The sequence below is a fragment of the Cupriavidus sp. 86D6 genome (genome assembly GCF_057815095.1).
In genome coordinates this window covers 652,037-674,266 of the sequence record NZ_JBYPSB010000002.1, presented here as the reverse complement: position 1 = coordinate 674,266, position 22,230 = coordinate 652,037, and the positions used below count along the sequence as shown (strand labels likewise).

The following is a 22,230-nucleotide window of genomic DNA, read 5'->3' as shown; positions in this document are numbered from 1 at the left end:
GACGATGACGAAATTCGTCCAGCCCGTCACGCTGACCGGGCAACACGCCACGCTGGCGCCGCTGTCGGCCGGGCACCTGCCCGGCCTGCGCGAGGCCGCCGCCGACGGCGAACTGTTCCGCCTGTGGTACACCAGCGTGCCCACCCCCGAGGGCATGGCCGCCGAGATCGAGCGCCGCCTGGGCCTGCAGGCGCAGGATTCGATGCAGCCGTTCACGGTGCTCGATGCCGATGGCCGTGTGGCCGGCATGACCACGTACATGAATATCGACGGCAAGAACCGCCGCGTCGAAATCGGCTCCACGTGGTACGCCAAGCGCGTGCAACGTACCGCGCTCAACACCGAGTGCAAGCTGATGCTGCTGCGCCACGCGTTCGAGACGCTCGACTGCATCGCGGTGGAATTCCGCACGCACTGGATGAACCACCAGAGCCGCGCGGCCATCGCGCGCCTGGGCGCCAAGCAGGACGGCGTGCTGCGCAACCATCTGCGCATGCCCGATGGATCGTTGCGCGACACGGTGGTCTTCTCGATCATCGCCAGCGAATGGCCCACGGTGCGCGCGCATTTGCAATACCAGCTCGAACGTCCGCGTTGATCGGAGTCAAGCCATGCTGATCGACTTTTTCTTCTCGCTGCGCCACGCCAAGCTGCCGGTATCGGTCAAGGAATACCTGACCATGCTCGAAGCCCTGCGCGCGCAGGTCATTTCGCCGTCGATCGACGAGTTCTACTACCTGTCCCGCATGACGCTGGTCAAGGACGAGAAGCACTTCGACAAGTTCGACCAGACCTTCGCCGCGTACTTCAAGGGCGTGGAAAGCCTGGTGGACTGGAAGAGCGACATCCCGCTGGATTGGCTGCAGAAGACGCTGGAGCGTGAACTGTCCGCCGAGGAAAAGGCCAGGATCGAGGCCATGGGCGGGCTCGACAAGCTGATGGAGCGCCTGAAGCAGCTGCTGGAAGAGCAGAAGGAAAAGCACGAAGGCGGCAACAAATGGATCGGCACCGGCGGCACATCGCCGTTTGGCCATGGCGGCTACAACCCCGAGGGCATCCGCATCGGCGGGCCGTCCAAGGGCAACCGCACCGCGATCAAGGTCTGGGAATCGCGCGCCTACAAGGACTACGACGACCAGGTGGAACTGGGCACGCGCAACATCAAGGTGGCGCTGCGCCGCCTGCGCCGGTTTGCGCGCGAGGGGGCCGATACCGAGCTGGACCTCGACGACACCATCCACTCCACGGCGGCCAACGCGGGCATGCTCGACATCAAGCTGCGGCCCGAGCGCCACAACAAGGTCAAGGTGCTGATGCTGATGGATGTGGGCGGCTCGATGGACGACCACATCAAGCGCGTGGAAGAGCTGTTCTCGGCCACCAAGACCGAGTTCAAGCACCTGGAGTACTTCTACTTCCACAACTGCCTGTATGACTACGTGTGGAAGAACAACCGGCGCCGGCACGCGGAGAAGATCGCCACGTGGGATCTGATGCACAAGTACACGCCGGACTACAAGGTGATCTTCGTCGGCGACGCGACGATGAGCCCTTACGAAATCCTGCAGCCCGGTGGCTCGGTCGAATACAACAACCCCGAAGCGGGCGCGGTCTGGCTCAATCGCATGATCGAGCAGTTCCCGCGCTTTGTCTGGCTCAACCCCGAGCCCGAAGGCCTGTGGCAATACCGCCAGTCGATCACGGTCATCAACCAGATCATGAAGAACCGCATGTATCCGGTCACGCTGGCGGGGCTGGAAGAAGCGATGAAGGTGCTGTCGAAGTAATGGAAGTCATGGCCTGGTGGCGGGGGCGCGGCCGGCCGGTCACGCCACCACGTCAACGCCTTCCATCAGCCACTGCCGGAATGTCAGCAACGCCGGCAGGTGGGCCTTCTGCTCCGGATAGCACAGGTAGTAGCCCTTCCTGGCCAGCACGCGCGCCGGGTGCGCCACGGTCAGCGTGCCGGTGGCCAGTTCCTCCTCGATCAGGCAGCGCGGGATCAGCGCAATGCCCAGCCCGGACATGGCTGCCTGCGTCAGCAGCGTGAACTGGTCGAAACGCGCCCCGCTCCACGCCTGCCTTGTCGATACACCGAGTTCCGACAGCCAGTCGGGCCATGCCTCGGGCACGGTCGTATGGTGCAGCAGCGGATATCTGAGCAGCGCGGCCGGCGTCCGGGCCACGCCGTCGGGTTCGTGCCCGAGCAGCCCGGGCCGGCAGACCGGCAGCACCTCGCGGCCGGTCATGTAATCGGCCAGGCTGCCCGGCCAGACGCCGTCGCCAAAGCGGATGGCCGCATCGAGATCGGGTTGGGAAAAGTCGTAGCCCTGCGCATGGGGCACGAATTCGAGCGTGACCTCCGGATGCCTGGCGAAGAACTGCGGCAGCCTCGGAATCAGCCACTTCGCACCGAGCGTGGGCATGCTGGCGATATGCAGGATGCCGCCGCGCCCCTGGCGTGCAATCAGTTCCACGCTGGCTGCCTCGATCTCGCCAAGACTGGGCCCGATGCGCTCCAGGTAGCGCGCGCCCGCCTCGGTCAGCAATAGCCGCTGGCGCACCCGCTCGAACAATTCCACGCCCAGGAACGCCTCCAGGCTCCGCACCTGCTTGCTGACCGCGCCCTGCGTCACATGCAGTTCGCGCGCCGCCACCGTAAAACTGCTATGGCGAGCCGCTGCCTCGAAGGCCATCAGCTCGGTCATCGACGGACACAAGCGCCGCATACTGCACCCCTAACTTCAATACCAAATGGAATGAGCTAGGGATTTTAAATCGTTTGCTACGAAGTTGCATTGGCGCGCAGAATCAGGACGCACAATTTTTGCATGGCTCCTGAGTTGCACACGTTCGAGGCTTCCCATCAGGTCCGCAGAGACCGGCCTCTCTCTCCTTTCCCTTACCTTTCGACCGGATTCCTTTTCGATGCAACGCCGTCCCCTGCTCAAGATCCTGGCCGCCGCCACTGCCTTTGCTGCTGCCGGCCTGACCCTCCCTGCCTTTGCCCAAGGCACGTACCCGACCAAGCCGATCACGCTCGTCGTGCCGTTCCCGGCCGGCGGCACCACCGATATCGTCGCGCGTATCGTCGCCGACAAGCTGGGCCAGCAACTGGGCCAGGCCGTGGTCGTGGATAACCGCGGCGGCGCCGGCGGCAGCATCGGCACCGGCTACCTGGCCAAGGCCGCGCCGGACGGCTACACGCTCGGCATTGCCACCGCTTCCACGCACGGCATCAACCCGGCCGTGTACCCGCGCCTGTCGTACGACGCCACCAAGGACTTCACGACGATCACGAACCTGGCGTCGGTGCCGAACGTGATGAGCATCCACCCGGGCGTGAAGGCCACCGACATGAAGTCGTTCATCGCGCTGGCCAAGTCCGAGCCGAACAAGCTGGCCTATGGCTCGGCCGGCAACGGCAGCGTGTCGCACATGATGGGCGAGCTGTTCAAGATGAGCAGCAAGACCGAACTGCTGCACGTGCCGTACAAGGGCGTGGGCCCGGCGCTGAACGACGCGCTGGCCGGCCAGGTGCAGATCCTGTTCGACAACCTGCCGTCGTCGCTGCCGTTCATCGAAGGCGGCAAGCTGCGCGCGCTGGCCGTGGCCGCGCCCAAGCGCGTGGCCGCCCTGCCGAACGTGCCGACCTTCGCCGAACTGGGCCTGCCCGAAGTGAACGACGCCGCCTGGTTTGGCCTGATCGCCCCGGCCAAGCTGCCGGCCGATATCCAGGCCAAGCTGAACGCCGCGGCCATCAAGGTGCTGGCCATGCCCGAGGTGAAGGCCAAGCTCGAAAAGCTGGGCGCCACCCCGGTGGGCGACACGCCGCAGCACTTTGCGCAGCAGATCGCCACCGAAGTGGCCAAGAACAAGAAGGTGGCAGCCGCCGCCAAGATTTCCCTGGACTAAACCTCACCGGCAGTTCGTATGACCGAAGCAGAACGAAAGACCGCGGAAAGCCCGTACTTCCTGCACATGCCGGAAGGCGAGAGCGGCCCGCTCTTTCTTGACTCACCGCATAGCTGCACCACGTACCCGGCGGATTTCCGCTACGCCGCCAACCTGCCCCTGCCGCTGCTGCGGCAGGCGGAAGACACGTTCGTGGAACAGCTCTACGCCGATGCTCCGGCACGTGGCATCCCGCTGCTGGCCGCGGGATGCCCGCGCAGCTACCTCGACGCCAACCGCGGCCTGGAGGAAATCGACGCGGCGCTGCTGGACGCGCCCTGGCCGGGCCTGAAGAAGGAAACGTCCAAGACGCGCCTGGGCAAGGGCCTGGTCTGGCGCGTGCTGGACACGGGCGAGCCGATCTACGACCGCAAGCTGAGCGTGGCGGAGCTGCAGGCACGGATCGACAACTACTACCTGCCGTACTACGCGCAGCTGCAGAAGTTGTCGGACGCCGCCGTGGCGCGCCATGGCCGCGTGTTCCACATCAACTGCCACTCGATGCCGAGCGAGGCCGCGAAGTTCGCGACCGAGCATCCGGGCCTGCAGCATCCGGACTTCGTCGTGGGCGACCGCGACGGCACCACGTGCGACACGCGCTTCACCGATCGCGTGGAAGCGGTGCTCAAGGAGATGGGCTACGACGTGTGGCGCAATCACCCTTACAAGGGGGTGGAGATCGTGCGCGTGGTGGGCCAGCCGCAAGCCAACCGCCACAGCCTGCAGCTCGAAGTCAACCGCAAGCTCTACATGGACGAAGTGGGCCTGACCCACTCGGCCGGCTTCGACAAGCTCAAGCGCGACCTCAACGCGCTGATGGACGACCTGCTGCGCTTCGCCAGCACGTTCTGAGACACGTCCGGAACGGGCGCTGCAATGGCGCCCGGCGCCCCGGGACACGTCACTTGCGTGTCTCGGGGTTCGCCTGAGTTGCATGAGCACTGGGACATCTGCTACCGCGCACAGGTAATAGCGCCTGATGCGCGCAAGTTGTAAGCAGTTAGAACGAAGGGTAACAAGATTTAGGAACTTCGCCGGCAGGCTTTCCTCTATCATGGCAATCCTTCACCAACCCTCCTTGCTGAATCAGGCAAAGACGATCCCGTGATCAAACGAATTTCCAGACTGTTTGGCAGCCAGCTTCGCTTGCTGACTGCCGCAGTGGCAGGCGCGATCGCGCTGGCCGGCTGCGCCACCGCGCCGACCGACGACACCGCCCAGGCCGCCGCCCCGGCCACGCCGGCCGGCACGCCCGCCACCGCATCGGCCGCTCCGGCCAGCACCGCTGGCGTCAAGCCACCGCCCGTCGTCAACAAGAATCCGCCGACCACCACGGTCACGCTGCCCGACAAGGGTCGCGTGAGCCTGGCCGAGTATCGCGCGCAGATGCGCGAGCAGCTGATGAAGTCGGAGAATGCCACGGCCGACGTGGCGGACTGCGCCGCACATGCCAGCTGGGTGGTGCCGCGTTCGGCGTCCTATGACGCGCTGAAGATCCCCACCGGCGCGCTGTCGGCTGGCCAGGCCGCCGAGGAACGCTGGGAAGGCCGCTTCTCGCCTGGCAAGCAGGCGGTGCCGGTGAGTTCGGTGGTGACCTTCAATGCCACGGCCCACAAGCGCAAGGGCGAGGCCCAGTGGCAACCGGTCAAGGTGCGCTGCGGCTACAACGAGGGGATGATGCTGGCCTACGAACTGCTCGACAGCAACGGCGACACGATCACCGAGCCGGCGGCGGCCCCGGCCGTGCCCACGGCGTCGTCGTCGCACAGCAAGAAGAAGGGCAAGAGCAGCGCCAAGACATCGTCCGCGTCGAAGTCGACAACCAAATCGACGACCAAATCGACGGCAAGCGCCAAGAGCACGTCTTCCTCCTCCAAGACGAAAAAGAAGAACTGAGGCTATTGCCTGCCGCCTGTCGCGCTGCCGCCTGTCGCGCTGTCGATATCCGTATCTCTCTCCCACAGGCGGGAGTGGGATACGGAGAGGGCCTTGCCTCAGCCCAGATACTCCAGGATCGCCTGCAGCATGGCCGTGCCGAGCAGCGCGCTTTTTGCGCCGTTCCAGCCCACGGCCGCGTCGGGCAGGTCGGCGTTGTCCTTGAACGGCATTTCAAGCGTCAGCGCCAGGCAGCCGAAGGTATGGCCGATGTACTTCGAGGCCAGCTTCAGCGCGTCGGCGTTGTACTTGCTGGCGGCGTAGCCGTGCACGTCCTGGAAGTCGGGCGTGGCGCGCTTGAACGCTTCGATAAAGCGTGACTGCTGCTCGCGCTGGGCGTCGGTAAAGCCGGGCAGCATCTCGCTGCCGGCCACGAAGTTGTACGGCAGCGCCTCGTCGCCGTGGATGTCGAAGAAAAGGTCCACGCCGGTGCGCTCGATGGCGCGGCGCACATGATAGACCTCGGGGCTCGTTTCCTCGCTCGGCTGCATCCACTCGCGATTCAGGTTCGCGCCGGCCGCGTTGGTGCGCAGGTTGCCGCGCGACGAACCGTCCGGATTCATGTTCGGCACGATATGGAACACGGCGCGGTCCAGCAGCTTGCGCGCGACCGGATCGCCCTGCCACGCCCCGGTGCCGGTCAGGCGCTGCAGCACGCCTTCGCAGAACCACTCGGCCATGCTTTCGCCAGGATGCTGGCGCGCGATCATCCAGATCGTCTTCTTGCCCGGTCCCGGCTGGCCCAGCGTCACGCAGGTCAGGTCGCGGCCATCGACGGTGCTGCCCAGGTGCGTCAGCTTCGCCAGCGGCGACCGCTGGCACGTGGCCAGCAGTGCCAGGTGCCGTTCGTCGGAATACGGCTCGAAGTAGGCCAGCCACACGCTGTCGTGTTCGGGCGTGAACTCGACGGTCATCGTGGTGCCGTCGTACTGCGTCGGCACCCGGAACCAGTGCGCGCGGTCGTAGGACGCCACGGCGCGGTAGTCGCGCCAGCCGTCGGGATACGTGCACTCGCCGGCGTTCAGGAACTTCAGCCGGCACGCCTGGCCCGCAGCACCCTGCAGCCGGAAGTGGAACCACTGGCGGAAATCGGCGTGGGAATCCGCGCGGATGCGCAGGCGGATGTCGTCGGCGCGATCGATGGCTACGACTTCAATCGCGCCCGAATCGAACCGCGAGGAAACGTGGAGTGCCGAGGTAGGGAGTGCCGAGGTCATTGAATTTGTCCTTTTGTTCCTAGTCTTCCAGGCGGCGGCGGAAAACCCAGCGGGCATCGTCGGAAGCCGCCTTGTCGAACGCGTAGCCGTCTTCCTTGAACCGCTTGAGCTGCGCCGGATCGGTGACCCGGTGCGTGACCGCATAGCGGGCCATCGTACCGCGCGCGCGCTTGGCATGGAACGAAATGATCTTGTAGCGGCCGCCCTTCCAGTCCTCGAACACCGGCGTGATGACACGGGCGTCGAGCACCTTGGGGCGCACCACCTTGAAATACTCCTCGGACGCCAGGTTCACCAGCGTGGCCGCGCCCTCGTGCTTGAGGTCGGCCATGTCCTTGTTGAGCAGCTTCGTGACATCGTCGCCCCAGAACGCGTAGAGGTCGCGGCCAGCGGCGTTGTCAAGGCGGGTGCCCATTTCCAGCCGGTACGGCTGCATCCAGTCCATCGGGCGCAGCACGCCGTAGAGGCCGGACAGGATGCGAATGTGCTTCTGGGCGAACGCCAGATCGTCGGTGGACAGCGATTTGGCGTCCAGGCCATCGTAGACGTCGCCATTGAAGGCCAGCACGGCCTGCTTGCTGTTGGCGGCCGTGAATTCGGGCGACCAGTCGCCATAGCGCGTCACGTTCAGCACGGCCAGCTTGTCGGAGATATCCATCAGCGACGCCACATCCTGCGGCGCCAGCTTGCGCAGGCGCTCGATCAGCGCGGCGGAACGGTCGATAAAGCGCGGCATCGTGTGGGTCTTGACGCGCGGCGGTGTCTCGTAGTCCAGGGACTTGGCGGGAGACAGGACGATGAGCATGGCAAAATCGCGGGCAGAAACAAAGCTGAGATTGTAGCGAATGCCCACTGAAGTCACCGCCGGCGCCCTGCCCGGCACCTCCGCCCCCCGAGTCGTCCTCGATTCCAATGTCTGGGTCGACCTGCTGGTCTTCCGCGATCCGCACGTCGAGCCGATCCGCGCCGCGCTGGCGTCGGGCGCCATCGCGCCGGTCATCCGGGCCGACTGCCGCGAGGAACTGCGCCGGGTGCTGGCTTATCCGCAATTTGCCCGGTTCGCGGTCGATATCGATGCCGCGCTGGCCGAGGTAGACCGCCTGACCACGCTGGCGCCGGCGCCCGAACCGGCCGACGCCGGCACCATCCGCCTGCCCAGGTGCCGCGATACCGACGACCAGAAGTTCATCGAGCTGGCGCACTTTGCGCGGGCGGTGCTGCTGGTGTCCAAGGACAAGGCCGTCCTCAAGCTCAAGAGCCGCCTGCGCCGCACCAGCGGTGTGGATGTGCTGACGCCGCTGGCCTTTACGGGCTGGCTGGCCGCCCAGGCCGCCGCCGATGCCGCCGGCGCGCCTGAATCCGTCGCGCCCGCCCCGGCCGGCGATCCCCGCTAGAATGTCGCTCTGGTTTCCTGCCCGGCCCTATTCCGTTTCCGCCCAGTCATGTCCGAATCGACCCTCGCCCCGCTGAATCCGCTGAATCCGCCGCTGTCGCGCCTGCCCAACGTGGGCACCACGATCTTCACCGTGATGTCGGCGCTGGCCGCCGAAAAGAACGCCGTGAACCTGGGCCAGGGCTTTCCGGACTTCGATTGCGACCCGCGCATCGTCGATGCCGTGACCGGCGCGATGCGCGCGGGGCACAACCAGTACCCGCCGATGGCCGGCGTGCCGAAGCTGCGCCAGGCCATCGCAGGCAAGATCGCCAGTCTGTACGGCCATCAGTACGACTGGAACACCGAGATCACGGTCACGGCCGGCGCCACCCAGGGGCTGCTGACGGCCATCCTGTGCGCCGTGCACCCCGGCGACGAAGTCATCGTGCTGGAGCCGTGCTACGACAGCTACCTGCCGTCGATCGAACTGGCCGGCGCCAGGGCCGTGCCGGTGCGGCTGGAGGCCCCGCTGTTTCGCATCCCGTTCGACAAGCTGGCCGCCGCGATCACGCCCAAGACGCGCATGATCATGATCAACACGCCGCACAACCCCACCGGCACGATCTGGCGCGCGGAAGACATGCAGCAACTGGCCGATCTGCTGGCCGGCACCGACATCCTGCTGCTGTCCGACGAGGTCTACGAGCACATGGTCTACGACGGCCAGCAGCACGCATCGGTGTCGCGCCACCCCGAACTGGCGCGCCGCAGCTTCGTGGTGTCGAGCTTCGGCAAGACCTATCACGTCACGGGCTGGAAGGTCGGCTACGTGGCCGCGCCGGCCGCGCTGATGAACGAATTCCGCAAGGTGCACCAGTTCAACGTGTTCACGGTGAACACGCCGGTGCAGCACGGCCTGGCCGACTACATGGCCGACCCGGCGCCGTACCTGGACCTGGCCGGCTTCTACCAGGCCAAGCGCGACTACTTCCGCGCCGGGCTGGCCGATACGCGCTTCAAGCTGCTGCCTTCGGACGGCACATACTTCCAGTGCGTCGACTATTCGGCCATTTCCGATATGAGCGAGGCCGATTTCTCGATGTGGCTGACGCGCGAAATTGGCGTTGCGGCCATTCCGGTATCGGCGTTCTACTCGGAGCCGTGCGAATCGGGCGTGGTGCGCTTCTGCTTCGCCAAGAAGGAAGACACGCTCAAGCTGGCGCTGGAGCGGCTGGCCAGGCTCTGACCGGCCGGGCGGCTATAAGCGCCGCGCATCCCCGCCATGAAGAAAAGCCCCGCTGGCTTCCCGCCGCGGGGCTTTTTGCTTAATTTGGCGCGTTACTTGTTCCGGCTCAGCATCAGCTCGGTGTTGGCCTTGCGTTCGGCGTTGACCTTCTGCACGCTCGGCCGCTCTGCCATCGCCTTCAGGTAATCCTTGACCGGCAGGCCCGCCAGCAAGTCTTCGCCGTAGATGATCTTCGTGCAGGACGAGATCAGCGGCAGGTGGCACACGGCGGCGCAGTCGGCCAGCGTGAACGCGTCGCCGGCGATATATGGCGAGAACTTCGCCAGACGGCCGAACGCGGGGATGTACTTGTCCAGCAGGTTGCGCTGGCGCTCCTTGACGCGGTCACTGACCTTGCCGCCGAAGAACGCTTCGGCGTACAGCTCGCGGGCGGTCAACTCCAGGTATAGCTCCAGGAACGTGATGATTTCGCGCACCTTGCCCGCCTGGAACGGGTCCTGCGGCAGCAGCGGCGCCTGGATGTAGGTAGCTTCCAGGTACTCGACGATGGTTTCGGACTCGCACAGCGGGCCGGCATCGGTGATGATGTAGGGAACCTTGCCCAGCGGCGATGCCGACAGGTCGGTCTCGCCAATCCAGGCCAGCACTTCCTCGAACGGCAGGTTCTTTTCCAGCAGCGCCAGCTTGACCTTGTTGTAGTAGTTGCTGGCGGCAAAACCGCAGAGCTTCAGCATGTCGTCTATCTCCGGATTGGGATGGAATCTCCGGTGTCGGCCCGGGGCCGCACCGTCGCCGTCTGCCCTGCCAGACTTGGCCGATCAGCGCACGCCGCATGCGCGGCGCCTCTGTCGCGAAAGGTGCAGAAAACGTACGATCGTGCTAATTTAGCCACAACTTTTTTGGACCAACAATGAGCAATTCCACTATCCAGACGCTCGGCATCGTTGGCACTGGCGCCATGGGCCGCGGCATCGCCCAGATCGCCGCGCAGGCAGGCCTGACCGTACACCTGTTCGATACCAACGCCCAGGCCGTGGCCGCCGCGCGCCAGTATCTGCAGGATACCTTTGCCAAGCTGGCCGACAAGGGCAAGATCAGCGCCGCCGACAGCGACGCCGCGCTGGCCCGCGTGAAGGCCGCCGGCGCGCTGGAAGACCTGGCCGGCTGCGACATGGTGGTGGAAGCCATCGTCGAACGCCTGGACGTCAAGCGCGAGCTGGTGGCCAAGCTCGAAGCCATCCTGCGTGAAGACGCGGTGATCGCGTCGAACACCTCGTCGCTGTCGATCACGGCCATTGCCGTGGGCGCGAAGCAGCCGGGCCGTGTGGTCGGCTACCACTTCTTCAACCCGGTGCCGCTGATGAAGGTCGTGGAAGTGATCGATGGCCTGTCCGGCGACCCGGCCGTGGGCGACCGCCTGATGGCGCTGTCGCGCCGCATGGGCCATACGCCGGTGCGCTGCAAGGACATGCCGGGCTTTATCGTGAACCATGCCGGCCGCGGCATGAACATTGAGGGCCTGAAGGCCGCGCAGGAAGGCGTGGCCGAGTTCGTCGATATCGACAACATCATGCGCGAGCAGGCCGGTTTCCGCATGGGCCCGTTCGAGCTGATGGACCTGACCGGGCTCGACGTGTCGCACCCGGTGATGGAATCGATCTACAACCAGTTCTACCAGGAGCCGCGCTACCGCCCGTCGCCGATCACGGCGCTGCGTTCGGTGGGTGGACTGCTGGGCCGCAAGACCGGCGCCGGCTTCTATGCATACCCGGAAGGCCAGAAGCAGGTGCCCGCCGCAACGCCGGTGCCCGATGCGCGCCCGGCCAGCGTGTGGGTGAGCCGCGCCAACGCGCGTGGCAACGCCATGACCGTGAAGCTGCTGACCGCGCTGGGCGTGACCGTTGAAGCTGGCAACCAGCCTTCGGCCGACGCATTGATCGTGGTCACGCCGCTGGGCCTGGACGCCACCACCGCCGCGCTGGAAGAAGGCCTGGACGCCACGCGCGTGGTGGCCATCGACACGCTGCTGCCGTTCGAAGCCACCAAGCGCCGCACGCTGATGACCACGCCGGCCACCAGCGCCGCCGCACGCGATGCCGCCCACGGCCTGTTCGCCAGCGATGGCGTGCCCGTGACGCTGATCCGCGATTCGGCCGGCTTCATCGCCCAGCGCATCATCGGCTGCATCGTCAACATCGCCAGCGACATCGCGCAGCAGCGCATCGCCACGCCGACCGATATCGACCTGGCCGTCAACCTGGGCCTCGGCTATCCGAAGGGCCCGCTGGCACTGGGCGACACGATTGGCGCCGCTGTCATCCTGGACGTGCTGCGCAACATGAACCGCCTGACCGGCGACATGCGCTACCGTCCGAGCCCGTGGCTGTGGCGCCGCGCCGGTCTGGGCCTGTCGCTGCTGACCGAAGAAGCCTGATCGAGTGGGCGCCCCGCGAGAGACACGGGGCGCCCTTTGTGCATTTGCATCAAGAATTCGTTCCAAGATAACGAGGCTGCCATGACTGCCCAGTTGCTGTCCGAACGCGTCGACGCGACGCTCGTGCTGACCATCTCCAACCCGGAGGCGCGCAACGCGCTGCACCCAGACATCTACGCCGCTTCGCAGGAAGCGCTCGACGTGGCCACCCGCGACGACTCGATCCGCGCCGTGGTGCTGACCGGGGCCAACGGTGTGTTCTGCGCCGGCGGCAACCTGAACCGCCTGCTGGGCAACCGCTCGCAACCGCCGTCGGTGCAGGCCGAGAGCATCGAGACGCTGCATCAGTGGATCGAATCGTTCCACGCCTTTCCCAAGCCGATCATCGCTGCCGTGGAAGGTCCCGCCGCCGGCGCCGGGTTCTCGCTGGTGCTGGCCTGCGACTACGTGGTGGCCGCCAGCGACGCCAAGTTCGTGATGGCCTACGTCAAGGTTGGCCTGACCCCCGACGGCGGTGGCTCGTATGAAATCGCGCGGATGCTGCCGCGCCAGCTGGCCAGCGAAATCCTGATGGAAGGCAAGCCGGTGGACCCGGCCCGGCTGGCGCACTTCGGCATCGTCAACCGCGTGGTGCAGCCGGGCCATGCCCTGACCGAGGCATTGCGCATCGCCGAAAACCTGGCCAAGGAATCGCCCAACGCCGTGCGCGGCATGAAATCGCTGATCAACCATGCCGGCAGCGCCACGCTGACCGAACACCTGGCCGCAGAGCGCGACAGCTTCGTGGCCGCGCTCCATCACAAGGACGGCGGTGAAGGCATTACGGCGTTCCTTGAGAAGCGCAAGCCGAATTACAGGTAATCCCCACACCTGTAACGCGCCTTCGACAATGATCACAAAATAAAGACACTGCGGAGAGAGACAAAGATGAGCAGCAACGTATCGCACTTTGAAGGTACGCGCCCCGTGGCAGACCAGCAGCGTTTCGATGTGGGCGCGCTGGAAGCCTGGATGCGCGAGCATGTCGAGGGCTTTGCCGGCCCGTTGACCGTCGAGCAGTTCAAGGGCGGCCAGTCCAATCCCACGTTCAAGCTGATCACGCCGGGCCAGACCTACGTGATGCGCGCCAAGCCGGGCCCGAAATCGAAGCTGCTGCCGTCCGCCCACGCCATCGAGCGCGAATACCGCGTGATGAAGGCGCTGGCCGGCACGGACGTGCCCGTGGCCCACATGTACGCGCTGTGCGAGGACGAAGACGTGATCGGCCGCGCGTTCTACATCATGGAGTTCGTCAGCGGCCGCGTGCTGTGGGACCAGTCGCTGCCCGACATGACCACGGCCGAACGCGGTGCCATCTATGACGAGATGAACCGCGTCATCGCCGCGCTGCACTCGGTGGACTACCAGGCCATCGGCCTGGCCGACTACGGCAAGCCCGGCAACTACTTCCAGCGCCAGATCGAACGCTGGAGCAAGCAGTACAAGCTGTCGGAGACCGAATCGATCCCGGCCATGGACCAACTGATTGCCTGGCTGCCCGAGCATATTCCGCAGGAAGACCTGGACCTGACCAGCATCGTCCACGGCGACTACCGGCTCGACAACCTGATGTTCCATCCGACGGAGCCGCGCGTGCTGGCCGTGCTGGACTGGGAACTGTCCACGCTGGGGCACCCGATGGCCGACTTCGGCTACCACTGCATGAGCTGGCATATCGCGCCGGGCCAGTTCCGCGGCATCGCCGGGCTGGACCACAACGGCCTGGGCATTCCCGACGAGGCCAGCTATCGCCGCATGTACGAGCAGCGCACCGGCCGCCAGATCACTGGCGACTGGAATTTCTACCTCGCGTTCAGCATGTTCCGGATCGCGGGCATCCTGCAGGGCATCATGAAGCGCGTGGTGGACGGCACGGCATCGTCCGCGCAGGCCCTCGACGCCGGCAAGCGCGCCCGGCCGATGGCCGAGATGGGCTGGGAGTACGCGAAGAAGTCGGGGTCTTGAGCGGCCCCCTCCGCTGCCCGTCGTTGCTTCCCTTGCTCCCTTTCCCCACACGCTGGGAAGGGGAGCCAACGTCACCCTCCGCCCCATGTCATCAGACAACTGAGCACAAACCCGGAGCACATCCCGCTTTTCGCAGTGCGCCCCAGCCCCGTGCCAGCCTCCCGCCCCACCGCATTGTTGAGACATTTGGCGGCGGCTGCCTACGTGTTTTCCCGATAGACCCAATCGAAAAGCGGCCCTACACTGCGTCCATCGTTGTACGACGACTGATGATAAGTGTTGACTGGAGACACAGCATGACCTCTTCTCGCCGCCAATTCCTTGGCCAGCTTCCGGGCCTTGCGGCTCTTGGTGCCGTGGGCACGTCCGGCATCCTGGCACCCGCTACGGCCTGGGCGCAGGACAAGTGGCCAACCCGGCCGATCCGCCTGGTGGTGCCCTATCCCGCCGGCGGTTCGTCGGACATCATCGCGCGCCTGATCAGCAAGCAGCTGGGCGAAGCACTGGGCCAGCCGATCGTGGTGGACAACCGCCCGGGGGCCAACGGCAACATCGGCGCCGCCATGGTGGCGCAGGCCGGCACCGAAAACCACACGCTGCTGCTGTGCGACGTTGGCGCGCTGGCGATCACCCCCTCGGTCTATACCAAGCTCACATTCAACCCTGACAAGGATCTCAAGGGCGTGGCCATGCTGGCCTATTCGCCGCACCTGCTGGTCGTGCATCCGTCGGTACCGGCCAACAACCTCAAGGAACTGGTCGAACTGTCGCACAAGCAGTCGCTGAACTTTGCGGTCACCGCCATCGGCAGCGCACCGCATCTGGCCGGCGTGGCCGTGCAGCAGGCCACCAAGGCCGGCTGGCAGTACGTGCCCTACAAGGGCGGCGCGCAGGCGATTGCCGATACGGTTGGCGGTACCGCCCAGGTGCTGATGAACGGCATGCTGGCTACCTATCCGCACGTGCAATCGGGCAAGCTCAAGCTGCTGGCCGTGTCCAAGCGCACCCGCATGGCGCTGGTCGGCCAGACGCCGACGATTGCCGAAAGCGGCGTGCCGAATTTCGAATCGGGTACCTGGCAAGGCGTGATGGCGCCGGCCGGCATGCCCGATGCGCTGGTCCAGCGCATCAACACCGAGCTGGTGAAGATCATCCGCACGCCGGAGATCCGCGCCAACCTGGCCGGCCAGGGCGCCGAGGTCGTCACGATGTCCCCGGCCGACACCACCAAGTGGTTCCAGGCCGAGGAAAAACGCTGGGCACAGGTGGTGAAGGCGGCGGGGGTCAAGCTGGACGCATAAATCCGGCAGTCACAAGACATAGAACCGAAACGGGCGCGAATGTCGCGCCCGTTTTCCATTGCCGGCCGCCCGGGGCTGCAGCGACAGCCGCAGCCCACCGGCTCGCCACGCGACTCAGTCGCCCAGCGCCACGCCCTCCCGGCGTGGGTCCGCGCCACCGGCCCAGACTGGCTTGCCGTTGACCGTCTTGCGCATGATGGCCTGCGTGCCGCTGGTCATCTCGATCTCGGCCACCTGATGGCCCTGCTGCTTCAGCGCCTGCACCAGCTGCGGCGTGACCAGGCCACGCTCCACCTCGGTGGGGCCGTTGCGGCTGCCGAAGTTGGCCATGCCCACGGCCTGCTGCACATCCATGTCCCAATCGAGCAGGCCCACCAGCGTCTTCGACACATACTCGATGATCTGCGAGCCGCCCGGCGAACCCAGCGCGGCCACCAGCTTGCCGCTCTGGCGGTCGAACACCAGCGTCGGCGCCATCGACGAACGCGGACGCTTGCCCGGCTGCACGCGGTTGGCCACCGGCTTGCCATTTTCGGTCGGCGTGAACGAGAAGTCGGTCAGCTGGTTGTTGAGCATGAAGCCGCGCACCATGATGTGCGAGCCGAAATACGACTCGATGGTGGTCGTCATCGACAGCGCACCGCCACGATTGTCCACGGCCACGATCTGCGACGTGGAAATGCGCGGCGGCGAACGATCGGGCGCGAACGACACCTTCACGCCCGGCGGCGTGCCCGGCTGCGCCTTGCCCATGCTCTGGTCACCGATCTGCGCCGCGCGCTCGGCCAGATAGTCGGGATTGACCATCGCGGCCACGTCCACGGGCACGAAATCGGCATCGGCCACATAGAGGCCGCGGTCCGCATAGGCCAGCCGGTCGGCTTCGGCGATGGCGTGGACGGCCAGCGGATTCGGCTCCATCAGGGACGGCAGGTCCACCCTGGTCGGCTTCAGGCTGGCCAGCGCGTAGCGCGGGTCACGCTTTTCCAGCGCCTCCAGCGTGCCGAGGATCTGGGCGATGGCAATGCCGCCCGACGACGGCGGCGGCATGCCGCAGACCTTGTACTGCCGGTAGTCGGTACACACCGGCACGCGCACCTTGGCCTTGTAGCCCTTCAGGTCCGCCTCGGACAGGCTGCCCGCGTTCTGATGGCCGTTGACCTTGGCCGCGATATCGCGCGCGATCGGCCCGTTGTAGAACACGTTCGGACCGTTCTTCGCAATCTCGCGCAGCGTCTGCGCCAGTTGCGGATTCCGGATCATCGTGCCCACCGGCTTGGCCTTGCCCTGCGCGTCCAGGAAGTAGGCCGTCATCTCGGGCGACCCGCCCATGAACTTGTCGGCCGCCACCTGCGTGTAGAGCCGCTGCGACATCGGGAAGCCCTTGTCCGCCAGGCGGATGGCCGGCTGGAACAGCCGCGCCCAGGGCAGGCGCCCGTGCTCGCGATGGGCCATCTCCAGCGCGCGCAGCACGCCGGGCACACCCACCGACCGCCCGCCGATCTGGCCTTCGGAGAATTCCATCGGCTTGCCGTCGGCGCGCATGAACAGGTTCTCGGTGGCACCGGCTGGCGCGGTTTCGCGGCCGTCGTAGGCCTGCACGCGCTTGCCGTCCCAGTACATGATGAACGCGCCGCCGCCGATGCCGGTGGCCTGCGGCTCCACCAGCGTCAGGACGGCCTGCATTGCCACGGCGGCGTCGATGGCCGAACCGCCGGCCCGCAGGATTTCGCGGCCCGCCTCGGTGGCCAGCGGATTCGCGGCCGCCGCCATGTGCTTCTGCGCGAAGGTGGTGGTCATGTCGGGGCGATAGCCCGACGACACTTCGGGCGCCGGCGGCATCGCCGCCTGCGCGGGGGGCGCGGACGCCGGCGTGGCCGAGGCGGCGGGCGCGCCGGCGCCCTTGTCCGGCGTACCGCAGGCCGCCAGCAGCGCGGTCAGCGCCACGGCCAGCGCGCCACGCCAGCGCAGTGAATCGGAATGATGCGCGGTCGGGTCCGCGGAACGGGGTGCCACTGCTTCAGTCATGCCGTGTCTCCTGGTGGAAATCTCCGGCGATTGTAGCGGCGAAAAAGGCGGATGGATGTGCGAATCGTCTGAAAGCCAGCCTTGCGTTTCGGGGCAATTTTTCCTATGCGGCCGACGCCAGCCGGCCCGGCGGCACGGCATGGCCAGCGAGGCACCATATTTTGTCCATTTAACTCAACCCCATCTGTCACCCTGCTTCGTTCCATGACAGCCGCCGCCCGCCGAGCGGCAATCTATACTCGTTGCCATGACGCCTGCCAGCCCCGCCCCCGACATCGCTGCGCTGCCCGACGCCGACCTGATGCTGCTGGTGGCCGGCGGCGTCATCGAGGGCCCGATCGGCGAACTGTTCCGCCGCCACAATGGCGGCCTGTTCAACTACGTCGCCTGGCTGTGCCGGGGCGACACGGGCGAGGCCGAGGATATCGCGCAGCGGACGTGGATCCAGCTGATGACCCGCTGCGCAGACTACACGCCCACCGCCGCGTTCCGCACCTTCCTGTTCCAGATCGCACGCAATGCCTGGCTGGATCACGTGCGCAGCGCGCATGCCCGGTTGCGCGAATCGATCGACGAACACGAGCCGGCCATGCCGGTGGACGACCTGACACCCGAGACCGAGGCGCAATGGCGCGAGCATCTGGCCGGCGTGCGCCAGGCGCTGCTGCAATTGCCCGTGGCACAGCGCGAGGTGGTGGTGCTGCGCTTCTTCAGCGAGATGAGCGTCGAGGAAATCGCCGCGATGCTGGGCGAGAAATTCGAGACGGTGAAGAGCCGGCTGCGCTATGCATTTGCCCGGCTGCGCACGGTGCTGGCCGATGGCGGCATGGTGCCCGGGGAGCCCCGGCCATGACGACCCGGCCATCCGGCAATCCCGGCCACGACGCCGCTGAGCGGTTTATCGCCGGTGAAGACCGGCTGTCCGCGCTGTTGCGCGACGTGCCGCGCTTTGAAGCGCCCGCAAGCCTGGCCAGCGCCGTGGCCACCGCCGCGCGCGCGGTGCAGGCGCGCATGGCGGCCGAGGCCGAACGCGATGCGGTGCGGACATCGGCACCCCCGCCCACTTTTGGCGCACCGCCTACGCTATCCGACAGCGTGCTGCGCGAGGCCGCGCGATTGCAGGCTGCGCAGGCCGCGCGCCGCGATGTCGTGTTCGATCAGGTGTTGCAGGGCAAGCCCGCCGACGACGTACTGGGAGCGCCGGTCAGCGCGCCGACCGAGGCCTGGTTGCGGACGCAGGCCGCGCAGCACCGTGACGGCGCGGCTTCCACGGCGGCCGTCGCGCCGCCCCCCGCCCGGCGCCCCAATGCCGTGTCGCGATGGTGGCGTTCGCTGGGCGTCGCAGCCACTGCGTTTGCCGTCGCGGGCCTGGCCACCCGGATCGTGCTGAGCCAGCTTGATGACGGCACGCCAATGACGGCCTCGCTATCGTCGAATGTTGTCATCGCCGACGACGCGGGACCCGCCACGCGAGGCGCGCCGGCGCTGGCGTCCGCACCGGGGTCGGATGCCGCGCCGGCGATGGCGGCCCCGGCCGCGCAGGACGCGCCGAACATGCAAACCTCCGATGCCACGTCGGCTGCCGCCCCGGCGCGCGCGGCACCCCAGGCGGGGTCCGTACGTCGGCCGACCACGCCATCGCCCACTGGCCGCAAGGACCCCGCCCCTTCGACCGCACCGGCGGTGGCCACTGCGGAATCCACGCCTGCCGCGCCCGCAGCCCCTGCCGCACCGGCTATCCTGGCCGCGCCGCCGCCCATGGCATCGGCGCAGGTCCCGACCGACGCGGCACCGGCACCAGGGGCGGGCGCCGAAGCGCGCGCGCGGCGCGTGCCGCAGTCGGCGTACATGGCGGCGCCTGCCCCGGCGCCAGCTGAGTCGCTGGCCGCTTCAAAGGCCACGGCGCAGGCGGCTGTGCCGGAAGCGCGGAAATCGGCCACCGTCACGCTGGAGGACGATCCCGCTTCGGTCGCCATGCAGTGGCGCCCCGGCAAGGGGCTGCATGTCCGGAGCGCCGAGCCCGACAATGCGGCCGTGCGCGATTGGGTGGCCCGGCTATGGGCGGCCATGCCCGCCGATGCGCGCCCCGTGGCGCCTTACGGCATCCAGCGCGACGACGCGCTCGCGCGCGGCCAGCTGCGCATCGAACAGGGCACCGAGCCACCAGGCGTCAACTAGGCGCTGACACGAAAAACGGGAGGCAGATGCCTCCCGTCTTCCTTCCCGTGGCGCGCATCCGGCGCGATTCCGGCCCGATCGATCACGGCGTTACAGCGTGGTGAACGACCAGTTCAGATTCACGCCCTGCCCGTTCAGCGTACCGCTGACGGTGACGTTGTAGCGCGTCTTGCCGGCCAGCGGCGCGGTCGGCGTGCAGATCGCCAGCCCGCTCGCCGCGCCGGACATGCCCGACGTGCGCGCATCCACCTTCTCGCACGGCACGCCATTGCCCGCCGCATCGGTAATCGCGAACGTGTCGGCGTTGAACGCCAGCGACGTGTTCACCGCCTGCACCGTCACCGGGTAGCCCATGGTCTTGCCCGCGTAGGCAGGCGCCGGATTCGGGCTCTCGTTGTTGACCCAGCTGACCGGCACATCGGCCTGGCCGTTGTACGGATACGCCACCATCTGGTTGTCGGCGCCGCCCTGGCTGCGGTCGGCCAGGTCGATGGTCTGGAAGGCGTACGCCTGCGTGCCGCCGCTGCTGCCCGCACCCAGGCTTTCGGCAAACCCGCTGCCGGCCGATCCGTAGCTGCCCAGCAGGGCGGCGCGATGGAACGGGGCATCGACCAGGTCGATCACGAGCTGGTCCTTCGGCGTCATCGACAGGCTGGCGCCCGCTTGCGACGTCCAGCGATTGGCGCCGGCCACCACTTCGGCCGTGGCGTTGCTCGGGTACGCAGCCTGGATGCGGTCGTTCGGGGCGGCGCCGGTGTAACCGGTCTTGCCCGATTGCTCATCGTGCGTCAGCGTGTTGTTGGCCAGCATGTAGGCCGTGTGGTTCTGGGCCACGGTGTTGAGCGGGTCGCGCGCGGTCAGCGGGGCCAGGCCCACCTGCTCGCGGCGATAGTTGGCGTAGCACAGACCTGCGCTGCGCGCGTCGGCCAGCACCTTGTAGCCGGATACGCCTGTCCCGCGCGCGGGCAGCAGCGCGACGGAGCCGGTCACGGGAGCCGGTGCGGCGCCGCTGACGGTGTAGCAGGCGCGGTCGGTGCCGCTGGCGGTCGGCGCGGCGGCGGCCTGGCCGCTGGCGGCCGGCTGGGTCGCGGCGCCCGATTGGGCGGCGCTGCTACTGCTGCCGCCCGCGGCGGTTGCCGAACCGCCGCCGTCACCGCCGCCGCAAGCGGCCAGCGTCAGGGCCGCAAAGGCGGCCATGGCGCCGAGTGCCATCGGCCGTCCGTAAATGAAAGCAGTGCGCAAGAGTTTCCCTGGCATGTCGGCGTGCCTCGATGTGATAGGTCTGGATTGGGGAAACTGCCCGCATCCCGGTGTGTGGGCCGGGACGACGCCTGGGCGCTGCTGCGCCGCCAAATGAGGCGTCGGGGACAGATGGAACGCAGTGATGGTAGGGACACCCTCCATCATCGTCCATCTTTCGAACACTTTCTTACGCTGTGATCCGAGCGCGCTGCACGCGCACGGCGCGGCGCCAGGTGCGGCGCCAGTGCGGCGCCGATGCGTCAGCTTGCGGGCGCGTCCGAGACATCGCCCATGCCGCTGCCCAGCGACGTCATGACCGCCATCAACTGTTCGCGCAGCCAGCGGTTGGCGCCGTCGTTCTCGCCCCCCGCATGCCAGTACAGATGCAGTTCCAGCGACGGCACCTTGAACGGCAGCGACAGCAACCGGTTGGCATAGGGCTCGTTGGCAATGCGCGCGTAGCGCAGCGGCAGCGTGGCCAGCAGATCCGTGCAGCTGACCACGCGGCAGGCGGCCGCATAGTGCTGGCAGCGCAGCCGCACGCGGCGCGTCAGGCCCATGCGGTGCAGCGCCTGGTCCTCCAGCCCTGCCCCGCGCCGGCGCGACGATACGTGCACGTGTTCGGCTGCCAGATAGCGTTCCAGCGTCAGTTCCTTCTTCACCAGCGGATGGTCTCGCCGGGCCAGCACCACCATCGGGTCCGACATGAAGGCGCTGTGATGGATGGCCGGCGACACCGGCAGCAGGATGTCGATGGCGGTATCGAGCGTGCCGGCCAGCAGTTCGGACTCCATCTCGCGGCGGTCGAAGCGGATCGCCGCGATTTCCACGTGCGGCGCCATGGCGGTCACGCGCGCCATCAGCGGCGGCAGCAGCGTGCTTTCCAGCGCGTCGCGCATGCCGATGGTGAAGCGCCGCGTGGTGTTGGCGGGGTCGAAGTGCGGCGTGTCCTGCAGGGTCCGCGCGAACGACTGCAGCGCGCCGCGTACCTCGCTGGCCAGCGACCGCGCCAGCGGCGTGGGGGCCATGCCCTGACCGCGCCGCTCGAACAGCGGATCGTCGAACAGCGTGCGCAGCCGCCCCAGCGCGTGGCTCACGGCCGGCTGCGTCAGGTTCAGTTGCCGCGCCGCGGCCGTGATGCTGCCTTCGCTGTAGATGGCGTCGAACACCACGAAGAGATTGAGATCGATCCGGCTGAGTTGCATGGCACCTTCCTGCGCGCGTGCTTTACTGAGGCATCAATGTCGCGCATTCTGGCACGGAATGCACAATATTGATACTGACCAATCCAGAAAATTCATTTTTCTTATTAGTCA

At 66.9% G+C, this 22,230-nt stretch carries 20 protein-coding genes; 13 read left to right on the top strand and 7 right to left on the bottom strand.

Annotated elements, in window-relative coordinates:
* The first annotated feature begins 4 nt into the window (after positions 1-4).
* Together AC3G88_RS08200 and AC3G88_RS08195 are read left to right on the top strand one after the other, a co-directional pair.
* Positions 5-598 (top strand): GNAT family N-acetyltransferase, encoded by a 594-nt coding sequence (locus AC3G88_RS08200; protein WP_488771265.1) that lies wholly within the window; start codon positions 5-7, stop codon positions 596-598.
* Between the two features lie 13 nt (positions 599-611).
* Complete coding sequence (locus AC3G88_RS08195) at positions 612-1,787, top strand: vWA domain-containing protein (protein WP_066738865.1); 1,176 nt, start codon at positions 612-614, stop codon at positions 1,785-1,787.
* 39 nt (positions 1,788-1,826) lie between these two features.
* Here the strand turns inward: AC3G88_RS08195 and AC3G88_RS08190 are convergent, their stop codons facing one another.
* Positions 1,827-2,729: a LysR family transcriptional regulator gene (locus tag AC3G88_RS08190; RefSeq protein WP_153947628.1), complete on the bottom strand. Its 903-nt coding sequence runs from the start codon at positions 2,727-2,729 to the stop codon at positions 1,827-1,829.
* Between the two features lie 199 nt (positions 2,730-2,928).
* Here AC3G88_RS08190 and AC3G88_RS08185 point away from each other — a divergent pair, with 199 nt between their 5' ends.
* From AC3G88_RS08185 to AC3G88_RS08175, 3 genes are all read left to right on the top strand, one after another.
* Positions 2,929-3,915 carry a Bug family tripartite tricarboxylate transporter substrate binding protein gene (locus AC3G88_RS08185; protein WP_029051364.1) on the top strand — a complete coding sequence of 329 codons (987 nt, stop codon included), beginning with the start codon at positions 2,929-2,931 and terminating at the stop codon, positions 3,913-3,915.
* A gap of 18 nt (positions 3,916-3,933) precedes the next feature.
* On the top strand, positions 3,934-4,806 hold the full coding sequence (locus tag AC3G88_RS08180; RefSeq protein ID WP_488771264.1) for an N-formylglutamate amidohydrolase: 873 nt from the start codon (positions 3,934-3,936) through the stop codon (positions 4,804-4,806).
* 252 nt (positions 4,807-5,058) lie between these two features.
* On the top strand, positions 5,059-5,850 hold the full coding sequence (locus tag AC3G88_RS08175) for a BspC domain-containing protein (protein ID WP_488771263.1): 792 nt from the start codon (positions 5,059-5,061) through the stop codon (positions 5,848-5,850).
* Between the two features lie 98 nt (positions 5,851-5,948).
* Here AC3G88_RS08175 and AC3G88_RS08170 read toward each other — a convergent pair whose 3' ends face one another.
* Complete coding sequence (locus AC3G88_RS08170) at positions 5,949-7,106, bottom strand: M14 family metallopeptidase (RefSeq protein WP_488771262.1); 1,158 nt, start codon at positions 7,104-7,106, stop codon at positions 5,949-5,951.
* 19 nt (positions 7,107-7,125) lie between these two features.
* Positions 7,126-7,911: a peroxide stress protein YaaA gene (gene yaaA, locus AC3G88_RS08165; RefSeq protein WP_488893261.1), complete on the bottom strand. Its 786-nt coding sequence runs from the start codon at positions 7,909-7,911 to the stop codon at positions 7,126-7,128.
* 40 nt (positions 7,912-7,951) lie between these two features.
* Here yaaA and AC3G88_RS08160 point away from each other — a divergent pair, with 40 nt between their 5' ends.
* Both AC3G88_RS08160 and AC3G88_RS08155 read left to right on the top strand, forming a co-directional pair.
* Positions 7,952-8,500, top strand: a complete 549-nt coding sequence (locus AC3G88_RS08160) for a putative toxin-antitoxin system toxin component, PIN family (protein WP_488771259.1) — start codon at positions 7,952-7,954, stop codon at positions 8,498-8,500.
* A gap of 48 nt (positions 8,501-8,548) precedes the next feature.
* Positions 8,549-9,727: a pyridoxal phosphate-dependent aminotransferase gene (locus AC3G88_RS08155; protein ID WP_488771258.1), complete on the top strand. Its 1,179-nt coding sequence runs from the start codon at positions 8,549-8,551 to the stop codon at positions 9,725-9,727.
* 92 nt (positions 9,728-9,819) lie between these two features.
* Here the strand turns inward: AC3G88_RS08155 and AC3G88_RS08150 are convergent, their stop codons facing one another.
* A complete protein-coding gene (locus AC3G88_RS08150; protein ID WP_488771257.1) occupies positions 9,820-10,461 on the bottom strand; it encodes a glutathione S-transferase in 642 nt (213 codons plus the stop codon).
* Positions 10,462-10,637: 176 nt separating this feature from the next.
* Between AC3G88_RS08150 and AC3G88_RS08145 the strand changes: the two genes are divergently transcribed.
* From AC3G88_RS08145 to AC3G88_RS08130, 4 genes are all read left to right on the top strand, one after another.
* Positions 10,638-12,161 (top strand): 3-hydroxyacyl-CoA dehydrogenase, encoded by a 1,524-nt coding sequence (locus tag AC3G88_RS08145; RefSeq protein ID WP_488771256.1) that lies wholly within the window; start codon positions 10,638-10,640, stop codon positions 12,159-12,161.
* A gap of 81 nt (positions 12,162-12,242) precedes the next feature.
* On the top strand, positions 12,243-13,022 hold the full coding sequence (locus tag AC3G88_RS08140) for an oxepin-CoA hydrolase, alternative type (RefSeq protein ID WP_400394097.1): 780 nt from the start codon (positions 12,243-12,245) through the stop codon (positions 13,020-13,022).
* A 66-nt stretch (positions 13,023-13,088) separates the two neighbouring features.
* Positions 13,089-14,165, top strand: a complete 1,077-nt coding sequence (locus AC3G88_RS08135; RefSeq protein ID WP_488771255.1) for a phosphotransferase — start codon at positions 13,089-13,091, stop codon at positions 14,163-14,165.
* A 296-nt stretch (positions 14,166-14,461) separates the two neighbouring features.
* Complete coding sequence (locus AC3G88_RS08130) at positions 14,462-15,466, top strand: Bug family tripartite tricarboxylate transporter substrate binding protein (protein ID WP_488771254.1); 1,005 nt, start codon at positions 14,462-14,464, stop codon at positions 15,464-15,466.
* A 114-nt stretch (positions 15,467-15,580) separates the two neighbouring features.
* Here AC3G88_RS08130 and ggt read toward each other — a convergent pair whose 3' ends face one another.
* Complete coding sequence (gene ggt, locus AC3G88_RS08125) at positions 15,581-17,494, bottom strand: gamma-glutamyltransferase (protein WP_488893260.1); 1,914 nt, start codon at positions 17,492-17,494, stop codon at positions 15,581-15,583.
* Between the two features lie 247 nt (positions 17,495-17,741).
* Here ggt and AC3G88_RS08120 point away from each other — a divergent pair, with 247 nt between their 5' ends.
* Entirely contained in the window at positions 17,742-18,347 is a 606-nt protein-coding gene (locus AC3G88_RS08120; RefSeq protein WP_488771251.1) for an RNA polymerase sigma factor, read from the top strand.
* Complete coding sequence (locus AC3G88_RS08115) at positions 18,344-19,672, top strand: hypothetical protein (RefSeq protein ID WP_488893259.1); 1,329 nt, start codon at positions 18,344-18,346, stop codon at positions 19,670-19,672. The genes AC3G88_RS08120 and AC3G88_RS08115 overlap by 4 nt, the downstream gene beginning before the upstream one ends.
* A gap of 90 nt (positions 19,673-19,762) precedes the next feature.
* Here AC3G88_RS08115 and AC3G88_RS08110 read toward each other — a convergent pair whose 3' ends face one another.
* A complete protein-coding gene (locus AC3G88_RS08110; protein ID WP_488771249.1) occupies positions 19,763-20,884 on the bottom strand; it encodes a CAP domain-containing protein in 1,122 nt (373 codons plus the stop codon).
* 290 nt (positions 20,885-21,174) lie between these two features.
* Positions 21,175-22,119 carry a LysR family transcriptional regulator gene (locus AC3G88_RS08105; protein ID WP_488771248.1) on the bottom strand — a complete coding sequence of 315 codons (945 nt, stop codon included), beginning with the start codon at positions 22,117-22,119 and terminating at the stop codon, positions 21,175-21,177.
* Positions 22,120-22,230: the final 111 nt, after the last annotated feature.

Bases quoted from the DNA above. Each gene is read 5' to 3' on its own strand.
- AC3G88_RS08200 (WP_488771265.1), top strand. From the start codon at position 5: ATGACGAAATTCGTCCAGCCCGTCACGCTGACCGGGCAACACGCCACG.
- AC3G88_RS08195 (WP_066738865.1), top strand. From the start codon at position 612: ATGCTGATCGACTTTTTCTTCTCGCTGCGCCACGCCAAGCTGCCGGTA.
- AC3G88_RS08190 (WP_153947628.1), bottom strand. From the start codon at position 2,729: ATGCGGCGCTTGTGTCCGTCGATGACCGAGCTGATGGCCTTCGAGGCA.
- AC3G88_RS08185 (WP_029051364.1), top strand. From the start codon at position 2,929: ATGCAACGCCGTCCCCTGCTCAAGATCCTGGCCGCCGCCACTGCCTTT.
- AC3G88_RS08180 (WP_488771264.1), top strand. From the start codon at position 3,934: ATGACCGAAGCAGAACGAAAGACCGCGGAAAGCCCGTACTTCCTGCAC.
- AC3G88_RS08170 (WP_488771262.1), bottom strand. From the start codon at position 7,106: ATGACCTCGGCACTCCCTACCTCGGCACTCCACGTTTCCTCGCGGTTC.
- yaaA (WP_488893261.1), bottom strand. From the start codon at position 7,911: ATGCTCATCGTCCTGTCTCCCGCCAAGTCCCTGGACTACGAGACACCG.
- AC3G88_RS08160 (WP_488771259.1), top strand. From the start codon at position 7,952: ATGCCCACTGAAGTCACCGCCGGCGCCCTGCCCGGCACCTCCGCCCCC.
- AC3G88_RS08155 (WP_488771258.1), top strand. From the start codon at position 8,549: ATGTCCGAATCGACCCTCGCCCCGCTGAATCCGCTGAATCCGCCGCTG.
- AC3G88_RS08150 (WP_488771257.1), bottom strand. From the start codon at position 10,461: ATGCTGAAGCTCTGCGGTTTTGCCGCCAGCAACTACTACAACAAGGTC.
- AC3G88_RS08145 (WP_488771256.1), top strand. From the start codon at position 10,638: ATGAGCAATTCCACTATCCAGACGCTCGGCATCGTTGGCACTGGCGCC.
- AC3G88_RS08140 (WP_400394097.1), top strand. From the start codon at position 12,243: ATGACTGCCCAGTTGCTGTCCGAACGCGTCGACGCGACGCTCGTGCTG.
- AC3G88_RS08135 (WP_488771255.1), top strand. From the start codon at position 13,089: ATGAGCAGCAACGTATCGCACTTTGAAGGTACGCGCCCCGTGGCAGAC.
- AC3G88_RS08130 (WP_488771254.1), top strand. From the start codon at position 14,462: ATGACCTCTTCTCGCCGCCAATTCCTTGGCCAGCTTCCGGGCCTTGCG.
- ggt (WP_488893260.1), bottom strand. From the start codon at position 17,494: ATGACTGAAGCAGTGGCACCCCGTTCCGCGGACCCGACCGCGCATCAT.
- AC3G88_RS08120 (WP_488771251.1), top strand. From the start codon at position 17,742: ATGACGCCTGCCAGCCCCGCCCCCGACATCGCTGCGCTGCCCGACGCC.
- AC3G88_RS08115 (WP_488893259.1), top strand. From the start codon at position 18,344: ATGACGACCCGGCCATCCGGCAATCCCGGCCACGACGCCGCTGAGCGG.
- AC3G88_RS08110 (WP_488771249.1), bottom strand. From the start codon at position 20,884: ATGGCACTCGGCGCCATGGCCGCCTTTGCGGCCCTGACGCTGGCCGCT.
- AC3G88_RS08105 (WP_488771248.1), bottom strand. From the start codon at position 22,119: ATGCAACTCAGCCGGATCGATCTCAATCTCTTCGTGGTGTTCGACGCC.